At 71.4% G+C, this 9403-nt stretch carries 7 protein-coding genes; 6 read left to right on the forward strand and 1 reads right to left on the reverse strand.

Annotation, left to right across the window (positions count from 1 at the left end):
* Positions 1–9 precede the first annotated feature (9 nt).
* The 4 genes from MY526_RS17550 to MY526_RS17565 all read left to right on the forward strand — a co-directional run bounded on the left by MY526_RS17550 (position 10) and on the right by MY526_RS17565 (position 6056).
* Positions 10–1233: an arginine deiminase gene (locus MY526_RS17550; protein WP_436694027.1), complete on the forward strand. Its 1224-nt coding sequence runs from the start codon at positions 10–12 to the stop codon at positions 1231–1233.
* 27 nt (positions 1234–1260) lie between these two features.
* Positions 1261–2265, forward strand: coding sequence for an ornithine carbamoyltransferase (argF, locus tag MY526_RS17555; protein ID WP_436694028.1), 1005 nt, complete (start codon positions 1261–1263; stop codon positions 2263–2265).
* Between the two features lie 30 nt (positions 2266–2295).
* A complete protein-coding gene (arcC, locus tag MY526_RS17560) occupies positions 2296–3228 on the forward strand; it encodes a carbamate kinase (protein ID WP_436704707.1) in 933 nt (310 codons plus the stop codon).
* A 65-nt stretch (positions 3229–3293) separates the two neighbouring features.
* Entirely contained in the window at positions 3294–6056 is a 2763-nt protein-coding gene (locus MY526_RS17565; protein WP_436704708.1) for a cation-translocating P-type ATPase, read from the forward strand.
* A gap of 88 nt (positions 6057–6144) precedes the next feature.
* Here MY526_RS17565 and MY526_RS17570 read toward each other — a convergent pair whose 3' ends face one another.
* Entirely contained in the window at positions 6145–7158 is a 1014-nt protein-coding gene (locus MY526_RS17570) for an AraC family transcriptional regulator (RefSeq protein WP_436694031.1), read from the reverse strand.
* A 213-nt stretch (positions 7159–7371) separates the two neighbouring features.
* Between MY526_RS17570 and MY526_RS17575 the strand changes: the two genes are divergently transcribed.
* Complete coding sequence (locus MY526_RS17575; RefSeq protein WP_436694032.1) at positions 7372–8361, forward strand: quinone oxidoreductase family protein; 990 nt, start codon at positions 7372–7374, stop codon at positions 8359–8361.
* A gap of 43 nt (positions 8362–8404) precedes the next feature.
* Positions 8405–9319 (forward strand): TauD/TfdA dioxygenase family protein, encoded by a 915-nt coding sequence (locus MY526_RS17580; protein WP_436704709.1) that lies wholly within the window; start codon positions 8405–8407, stop codon positions 9317–9319.
* Positions 9320–9403: the final 84 nt, after the last annotated feature.

Consider the following 9403-nt stretch of genomic DNA (forward strand, 5'->3'; position numbering starts at 1 on the left):
AGTACCGCCATGTCGTTCCACGTCGACTCCGAGGTCGGACAGCTCCACCAGGTGATCCTGCACCGGCCGGGCCTCGAGCTGACCCGGCTGACGCCCCAGAACGTCGACGACCTGCTGTTCGACGACGTGATGTGGGCCCAGCGCGCCCGGGAGGAGCACGACGCCTTCGCCGAGAAGCTGCGGGCCAAGGGCGTCAAGGTCTACCTGTTCCACGACCTGCTGGCCCAGGCGATCGAGCAGCCGGGCGGGCGGGAGTTCCTCCAGGAGGAGTTGACCACCGCGACCCGGTTCGGCCCCGCGCTGGACGGGCCGCTCGACGAGCTGGTCGGCCAGGCCCCGGCCGACCGGCTGGCGGAGGCCCTCGTCGGCGGCGTGCTCAAGCACGAGCTGGACCTCCCCAAGACCTCCAGCCTGCTGCTGGAGTACCTGGACGACGACGACTTCCTGCTGCCCCCGCTGCCGAACCACCTGTTCCAGCGGGACAACTCCGCCTGGGTCTACGACGGCCTGTCGGTCAACCCGATGAGCAAGCCGGCCCGCAAGCGGGAGACGATCAACTCGCGCCTGGTCTGGAACTTCCACCCCATGTTCAGGGACGACCCCCCGCACTTCTACTACGGCAACGACCGCGAGAACCACGACCCCGCCAACTGCGAGGGCGGCGACATCCTCGTCATCGGCAATGGCGCCGTCATGGTGGGCATGGGTGAGCGGACCAGCCCCCAGGGCATCGAGTTCCTCGCGCGGCAGTACTTCCGGCACGGCGCGGTCACCAAGGTCATCGCCGTCGAGCTGCCGAAGACGCGGTCGTTCATGCACCTCGACACCGCGATGACGATGATCGACCGGGACGCGTTCAGCGTGTACCCGCACCTGCCGGAGACGCTCCGCTCGTTCACGCTCACCCCGGTCGGCACGGGCGGCGACTACCAGGTGACCGAGAACGCCGAGCTCTTCCCCGTCGTGGCGGACGCGATCGGGGTCGAGAAGGTGCGCGTGCTGCGGACGCCGATCGACCTGCTCGGCGCCCAGCGCGAGCAGTGGGACGACGGGAACAACTTCCTGGCCATCGCCCCCGGTGTGATCTTCGGCTACGAGCGCAACACGACGACGAACACGTTCCTCCGCAAGAACGGCATCGAGATCGTGACGATCGCCGGCGAGGAGCTGGGCCGCGGGCGCGGCGGCCCGCGCTGCATGTCCTGCCCCATCGAGCGCGACGCCGTCGCGTGACACAGCCCCCCACGGACGGAGTCTGAGATGGCACTGAACTTGCACGGCCGCGACTTCCTCAAGGAAGCGGACTTCACGACCGCCGAGTTGCAGTTCCTGCTGGACCTCTCGTACGACCTCAAGCGGGCGAAGGCGACGGGGACCGAACGGCAGCGGCTGCGCGGCCGGGACGTCGCGTTGATCTTCGAGAAGACGTCGACCCGTACGCGGTGCGCCTTCGAGGTGGCGGCCTACGACCAGGGCGGGCACGTCACCTACCTCGACCCGCAGTCCTCGCAGATCGGGCACAAGGAGTCCGCCGCCGACACCGCGCAGGTGCTGGCGCGGATGTTCGACGCCATCGAGTTCCGCGGGAAGGCGCAGGCCACGGTCGAGGAGCTGGCCGCCAACTCCGCCGTGCCGGTCTACAACGGGCTGACCGACGAGTGGCACCCCACCCAGATGCTCGCCGACTTCCTGACCATGACCGAGCACTCGGGCAAGCGCCCGCACGAGCTGACCTACTGCTTCATGGGCGACGGCCGGTTCAACATGGGCCGCTCGCTGCTCGTGACCGGGGCGATCATGGGCGCGGACGTCCGCATCTGCGCCCCGGAGGCGCTGTGGCCGGACAAGGACGTGCAGGACCTCGCCCGGGAGCGGGCCGAGGAGTCCGGAGCCCGCGTCACGCTCACCGCCGACCCCGCGGAGGCTCTCCCGAGCGCCGACTTCGTGCACACCGACGTCTGGGTGTCGATGGGGGAGCCGGACGACGTCTGGAAGACCCGCGTGGAGGAGCTCCTCCCGTACCAGGTGAACGCCGGCGCCCTGGAGCGCACGGGCAACCCGCGCGCCCGGTTCATGCACTGCCTGCCGGCGTTCCACGACACGAACACCGCGGTCGGCCGCAAGGTGGCCGACCTCACCGGCATCACCGGCGGCCTCGAGGTCACCGGCGAGGTCTTCCGGTCGCCGGCGAACATCGCCTTCGACCAGGCGGAGAACCGGCTGCACACGATCAAGGCGGTCATGGTCGCCACCATCGGCGACTGAGCCACCCTCGTCGGCGACAGGAGAGAGGCCATGAGGATCGTCGTCGCACTCGGCGGCAACGCACTGCAGCGCCGCGGCGAGCCCATGACCGTCGAGGGGCAGCGGCACAACGTCGCGGTGGCGTGCAAGTCGCTCGCCCCGGTGGCCGAGGAGCACGAGCTCGTCGTCTCCCACGGGAACGGGCCGCAGGTCGGGATGCTCGCGCTGCAGGCGGCCGCCTACGACGAGGTGTCGGCCTATCCCTTCGACGTCCTGGGAGCCCAGACGGAGGGGATGATCGGCTACCTCATCGAGCAGGAGCTGGGCAACCTGCTCCCGGCGGAGAAGCCGCTGGCGACGATCCTGACGATGACGCAGGTCGACCCGGGGGACCCGGCGTTCGCCTCCCCGACGAAGTTCGTCGGCCCGGTGTACCCGGCCGACGCCGCCGAGGAGCTCGCCGCGCGGCGGGGCTGGGTGTTCCGGCAGGACGGCGACAGGTGGCGGCGGGTCGTCCCCTCGCCGCTACCCCAGCGGATCGTCGAGATCCGGCCGGTCGAGTGGCTGCTGGCGCAGGGGTGCGTGGTCATCTGCGCGGGCGGTGGCGGGATCCCGACGATGTACCCGTCGGGCACCCGCACCCTCGTGGGAGTCGAGGCGGTCATCGACAAGGACCGCGCCTCCGCCGTCCTCGCGCGGGACCTGTCCGCCGACCTCCTGGTGATCGCCACCGACGTGGACGCGGTCTACCTCGACTGGGGCACCGACCGGCAGCGCGCGGTCGTCACCGCGCACCCCGACGCCCTCGACCCGGGCCTGTTCCCGGCGGGCTCGATGGGGCCGAAGGTGGAGGCCGCCGCCCAGTTCGCCCGCGTCTCGGGCCGGTCCGCGGTGATCGGCTCCCTCGATCAGCTGTCCAGCATCCTCGCCGGAATCGGCGGGACCCGGATCTCGGTGCAGGCCGAGGGGATGGAGACCCGATGAGCGCCTCGACCGATCCGCGGAGCGCCACGTCTGGAGCACACGTCACCGAGCAGCCGTCTGTCCCCGTGCCGCGCACGGAGGCCGACGGGGGCTCGGCGCCGTACCTCAGCAGCGTCGAACGGGTGGTGGTCGACTTCGGCGCCGACGTCGCACGCGGGTTGACCCACCGGGAGGCGGCGCGCCGCCTGCAGGAGACCGGGCCGAACAAGCTCACCAGCGAGAAGCCGCCGTCGACCTGGGCGGTGGCGCTGGCCCAGCTGCGCGACCCCATGAACCTCATGCTCATCGCGGTGGCGGTCGCGAGCCTGCTGATCGCCCAGGTGTCGACGGCCGTGCTCGTCGCGGCGCTGGTCCTGCTCAACGTGCTGCTGGGCGCCCGGCAGGAGCTGAAGGCCCGGGCGAGCGTCGACGCACTGTCCAAGCTCCAGGTGCCGCAGACCCGCGTGCTGCGGGAGGGGCAGCTGGAGATGATCCCGGCGGAGGAGGTCGTCCCGGGCGACGTCGTCCGGCTGGAGGCCGGCGACATCGTGCCCGCCGACGGCCGCATCGTCGCGTCGGCCACCCTGGAGACGCAGGAGGCGGCGCTGACCGGGGAGAGCGCCCCGATCAGCAAGGGCGCCGAGGTGCTCCCCGGTCCGGACGTGGCCCTCGGCGACCGTGTGAACATGCTGTTCCAGAACACGTCGGTCACCCGCGGAACGGCGGCCATGGTCGTCACCGCCACCGGCATGCAGACCGAGATGGGCCGGATCGCGACGATGCTGACCGCGGTCGACCGGACCCGGTCGCCGCTGCAGAAGGAGCTCGACGGGCTCACCCGCGTGCTGGGCGTCGTGGCCTGGTCGGCGGTCGCGCTGATCGTGATCGTCGGACTCGCCCGCGACCTGCCCATCGAGGACGTGCTGCTGCTCGGCACGGCCATGGCGGTCTCGGCCATCCCGACCGGGCTGCCGACGTTCGTGCAGGGGATGCTCTCCTTCGGCGCGCGCCAACTGGCCGACGCGAAGGCCGTGGTGAAGAACCTGACCGACGTCGAGACCCTCGGCGCGACCAGCGCGATTAACACCGACAAGACCGGCACGCTGACCCTGAACCAGATGATGGTGTCGACGCTCTACACGGACGGCGCCTGGTTCACCGTCGACGGCGAGGGCTACCGGAAGACCGGCTCGATCCGGTCCGTGGCCGGAGCCCGGGTGCCCGACTTCACCCGGCTGGCCTATGCCCTCGTGCTCGACAGCGACGCCACCGTCGGCGACGACGGCAGCGTCATCGGTGACCCGACGGAGGCCGCCCTCGTGGTGCTGGCCGCGAAGCTCGGGGTCGACGCCGACGAGACGCGGCACGCCTACCCCCGTTTGGCCGAGGTCCCGTTCGACTCCGAGTACAAGTTCATGGCGACCTTCCACAAGGTCGAGATCGACGGCGCCTACTACGTGGTGGAGCTGGTCAAGGGCGCACCCGACGTGGTGCTCGGCCGGTGCAGCGCGGCCGGCGGACCGTTCCGCTCCCCGCAGGTGCCGATCGAGCAGGAGCGCGACCGGATCGAGGCGGCCAACCGGCACATGGGCGAGAAGGGCCTGCGGGTCCTGGCATTCGCCGCACGGCTGGTCCCCGACGAGGAGCTGCCGCTCATGCACGCCGACCCGATGGCCCTCACCACCGGCCTCGGCTTCGTCGGGATGGTCGGCATCATCGACCCGCTGCGGCCGTCGGCGAAGGCCGCGGTCGAGACGGCGCTGCGGGCCGGCATCGACGTCCGGATGATCACCGGCGACCACGCCGTCACGGCGCACGCCATCGGCGAGTCCCTGGGACTCGGCGCCGGTGCCGTGAGCGGCGCGGAGCTGCAGGCGCTCTCCGACGAGGAGCTGCGCCGCCGGCTGCCGTCGATCCACGTCTTCGGCCGGGTGACGCCGGAGGACAAGCTCCGGCTGGCCCGCACGATGCAGGACCAGGGCCTGATCGTCGCGATGACCGGGGACGCGGTCAACGATGCCGCCGCCCTCAAGCAGGCCGACATCGGCGTCGCGATGGGGAGCGGCAGCGAGGTGTCCAAGCAGGCCGCCCGCATGATCCTCACCGACGACAACTTCGGCACCCTGGTGCACGCCGTCGAGCTCGGCCGGAGCATCTACGGCAAGGTCGTCTCCTACATCCGGTACCAGATGAGTCAGCTGCTCTCGCTGGTCCTCCTCTTCGTCACCGCCACGGTGTTCAACATCAACAGCGGGGTGGCCATGACCCCGCTGATGGTGCTGTTCCTCAACTTCTTCGTGGCGATCTTCCCGGTGGTCGTGATCATGCTCGACCCGGCCGACCCGGAGATCATGAACCGGCCGCCGCGCGACCCCAAGGTGGCGATCACGAACGGGCCTGCGGTTGTCCGCTGGATCGCGTACGGCACGGTGCTGTTCCTGTCGGCGCTGATCCCGCTGGTCCTCGGACCGGACGAGCCGGCCACCACCACGGCGAGCGCGTCGATGACCATGTGCTACGTCGTCATCGGCCTCGGCACGATCTTCAGCGGCGTGGTCATGCGGCGCGACCCGACGTCCGGGCTGACCCCGCCGATCCTCACCGCGGTCAAGTGGTCGGCGATCCCCGCCGTGCTGCTGGTGCTCTCCACCGAGCTCGACTTCCTGCAGAACGGGCTGCTCACGCAGTCGCTGTCCGGGTTGCAGTGGCTGGCGTGCATCGGCCTGGGCCTGGTCATGCCGCTGGTCGTGGAGATCGACAAGTGGTTCCGCCGCCGGCGGCAGCACCCGCCGGCCCCGGTCGCGGTCGAGGTCGCGGTGGCCCCCGCCCGTGCAGTCGCCACCGCGTAGCGGCCGGCCGTGTGGCGTCGGGTGGTCGCCGCGTCTCCCTCGGGCCCGGGGCAACGGTGGTGCCGGCCTCGACGCCTGAGGTCGGTGGTCACGTCCCCCTGGCCCGGTGGGAGGAGTCGCGCCACTCCGTGGGGCTGACCCCGAACCGCTGGCGGAACCACCGCGAGAAGGCACTGGGCGCGGTGAACCCGAGCAGCTGCGACACGTCGGTCTGGGTGTAGCGGTCGGTGGCGAGGTAGCGCTCGGCCAGTGCCTCCCGGGTGCCGTGGACGATCGAGGAGAACGACCGGCCCTCCGCGGCCAGCCGGCGGTGCAGCGTCCGTTGCGTCACTCCGAGACTGCGGGCCACCTGCTGCGTGGAGCAGCGGCCGAGCGGCAGCAGCATCTCGACCAGCTGGGTCACCTGCCCGGTCGTCGTGGCGGCCGGGGGAGCGCCGAGCGCCCGGAGGAGCTGCTTGGTGTAGGGGCGCAGCAGCGGGTCGGACGACGCGTTGGGGGCGTCGAGCTCCGCGGCGTAGAAGACCAGCCCGGTGAACTCGTGTCCGAACTGCAGCCGGGGGCCGAAGGCCGCCTGATGGGCGGCCACCGATGCCGGTGCCCGGTGGCTGAAGCACAGCGAGAGCGGCTCCCACTGCCGGCCGAGCAGCTCGCGGACGATGCCGAGCAGCGCCGCGGTGGCCAGCTCCAGCGCCTGCCGGGTGGGTGCCGGTTCACCGAACTCGAACCACAGCCGCATGGTGGCCAGGTCGCCGGCCTCGTCCATCCGGAGCCGCAGCGCCTCGTTGTAGCTGTGCTCGTACCGGCAGAGCAGCTCCAGGGCACTGCGCAGGTCCGGCTCCTGGCGCAGCACCACGCTCAGCGGACCGAGCGTCGACAGCCGGCGCAGCCCCGCCAGCCGGAGGCCGAAGTCCTCGAGCCCGGACTCGGTGGCCGAACGGTCCAGCAGCCGGGCGACCGACGCCGCGGGAACCCACTTGTCCGGCACCGCGAGATCGGCCACGGTCAGCCCCTCGTGCGCCAGCAGCCGCGCCGGGTCGAGGCCGGAGGCGCGGGCCATCCCGACGTAGCCGTCGAGCGTCGCGCAGCGCACGCCTGGACGCACGGCACCTCCTCACCGGGTGTCCGAAAGTGCTCAGGGAAGCGTCCGGATCGGTACAGCCCTCGGTCGTGGCCGCTGCCAGAGTAGAAGCCGTCAGAGACAGGCGGAAACCCTCCTGACGAGCCCGGCGGAGAGCCCCTCCCGCCACCTCCCGTTCCCCCTGCCACGCGTCGTCCGACGCGTGCGTCCCGACGTACCCGAGAAGGAGAGCCATCCATGGCGAAGGGCATTCGCTTCCACGAGACCGGCGGACCGGAGGTGCTCCGCTGGGAGTCCCTCCCGGTCGGCGAGCCGGGCCCCGGCGAGGTGCGGGTCCGCCACGTCGCCGTCGGCCTCAACTTCGCCGACACCTACTTCCGCACCGGGCTCTACCCCGCGCCCCTGCCCGCCGGGATGGGCGTGGAGGCGGCCGGCGTGGTCGAGGCCGTCGGGCCCGGGGTGACCGGGTTCGCGGAGGGGGACCGGGTCACCTACACCGGCAGCCCGCTGGGCGCGTACAGCACCGAGCGCGTCATGGACGTCGCGCCGCTGATCACGCTGCCCGACGCGATCCCGTTCGAGACCGCCGCCGCGATGACGATGCGCGGCCTCACCTGCGCCTACCTCCTCCGCCGGATCGCCGCCCTGGACCCCGGCGCCACCGTCCTGCTGCACGCGGCGGCCGGTGGCGTCGGCCTCATCTTCAGCCAGTGGGCCCGCCTGCTCGGCCTCACCGTCATCGGCACCGTGTCCACCGACGAGAAGGCCGAGATCGCCCGGGCGCACGGCTGCGCGCACACGATCGTCTACCGCCGGGAGGACGTCGCCGCGCGGGTCCGGGAGATCACCGACGGGGCCGGCGTCCCGGTGGTCTTCGACAGCGTCGGGGCGACGACGTTCGCCTCGTCGCTGGACTCGCTGAGCCGGCGCGGGCTGCTGGTCTGCTTCGGCACGGCGTCCGGGCCGATCCCGCCGATCGACGCCATGCAGCTCGCGGTCAAGGGCTCGCTGTTCGTCACCCGGCCGGCGCTCGCCGACTACATCGCCGACCCGGCCGAGCGGGCCGCGCTCGCCGGGGAGCTGTTCGACCACGTCGGCTCCGGCCGGATCGCCGTCGAGATCAACCAGCGCTACGCGCTCGAGGACGCCGTCACGGCCCACCGCGACCTCGAGTCCGGCCGCAGCGTCGGCTCCTCCGTCTTCTGCCTGGAGGCCGCGGGTGCCTGAGCTCGCGCCGCCGTCCCACCCCCTCACCGAACAGGAGAACACCATGTCCATCGCCCTTCCCGACGCTGGCGTCCGGCTCGACGTCCCGTCCTTCAGGGTCGGCCCGCGCTCCATCGAGGTCGTCCCCCTCACCGCCACCATCGGTGCCGAGCTGCGCAACATCGACCTGGCCGAGGCGGCGCGGGACGCCGAGGTCTTCGCCGAGCTGCGGGACCTGCTGCTGCAGTACAAGGTCCTCTTCTTCCGCGACCAGGACATCAGCCGCGCGGAGCACGTCGCCCTGGCCGAGCGGTTCGGTCCGCTGGAGGACCACCCGGTCGCCGGCAGCGACCCCGACCACCCGGGGCTGGTGCGGATCTACAAGGACCTGGACAGCCCGCCCGAGCACTACGAGAACGCCTTCCACTGCGACGCCACGTGGCGCACGGTGCCGCCCCTCGGTTCGGTGCTCCGCTGCGTCGAGGGTCCCCCGGTGGGCGGCGACACGATCTGGGTCAACATGGCCGAGGCCTACCGCCGGCTCCCCGCCCGCGTGAAGGAGCAGATCGCCGGCTTGCGCGCGCGGCACAGCATCGAGGCCAGCTTCGGCGCGGCGATGCCCGCCGAGAAGCGCCGGGAGCTGCACGCGCGGTTCCCCGACGCCGAGCACCCGGTCGTGCGCACGCACCCCGAGACGGGTGAGGAGTTCCTCTTCGTCAATGCGTTCACGACGCACTTCGTCAACTACCACACGCCGGAGAACGTGCGTTTCGGATTCGACTACTCGCCCGGTCAGAGCGAGCTGCTCAACTACCTGATCCGGCAGGCCGCCGTCCCGGAGTTCCAGGTCCGCTGGCGGTGGACGCCGAACAGCTTCGCCATCTGGGACAACCGCGTCACCCAGCACTACGCCGTCCAGGACTACTGGCCCGGCGTCCGGAAGATGGAGCGCGCCGGAATCGTCGGCGCCGACTACTGATCTCCCCCCGAAAACACACAAGGAGAATTGACATGCACTTCCTCGACGATTCCCTGTTCCCCGAGAACCAGGAGAAGCTGGTCA

Origin of the sequence: Geodermatophilus sp. CPCC 205761, assembly GCF_051383655.1 — a bacterium.
In the GTDB taxonomy this organism is placed as follows: domain Bacteria; phylum Actinomycetota; class Actinomycetes; order Mycobacteriales; family Geodermatophilaceae; genus Geodermatophilus.

Excerpts from the sequence above, each read along its gene's own strand:
- MY526_RS17550 (WP_436694027.1), top strand. The coding sequence starts at position 10 with ATGTCGTTCCACGTCGACTCCGAGGTCGGACAGCTCCACCAGGTGATC.
- argF (WP_436694028.1), top strand. The coding sequence starts at position 1,261 with ATGGCACTGAACTTGCACGGCCGCGACTTCCTCAAGGAAGCGGACTTC.
- arcC (WP_436704707.1), top strand. The coding sequence starts at position 2,296 with ATGAGGATCGTCGTCGCACTCGGCGGCAACGCACTGCAGCGCCGCGGC.
- MY526_RS17575 (WP_436694032.1), top strand. The coding sequence starts at position 7,372 with ATGGCGAAGGGCATTCGCTTCCACGAGACCGGCGGACCGGAGGTGCTC.
- MY526_RS17580 (WP_436704709.1), top strand. The coding sequence starts at position 8,405 with ATGTCCATCGCCCTTCCCGACGCTGGCGTCCGGCTCGACGTCCCGTCC.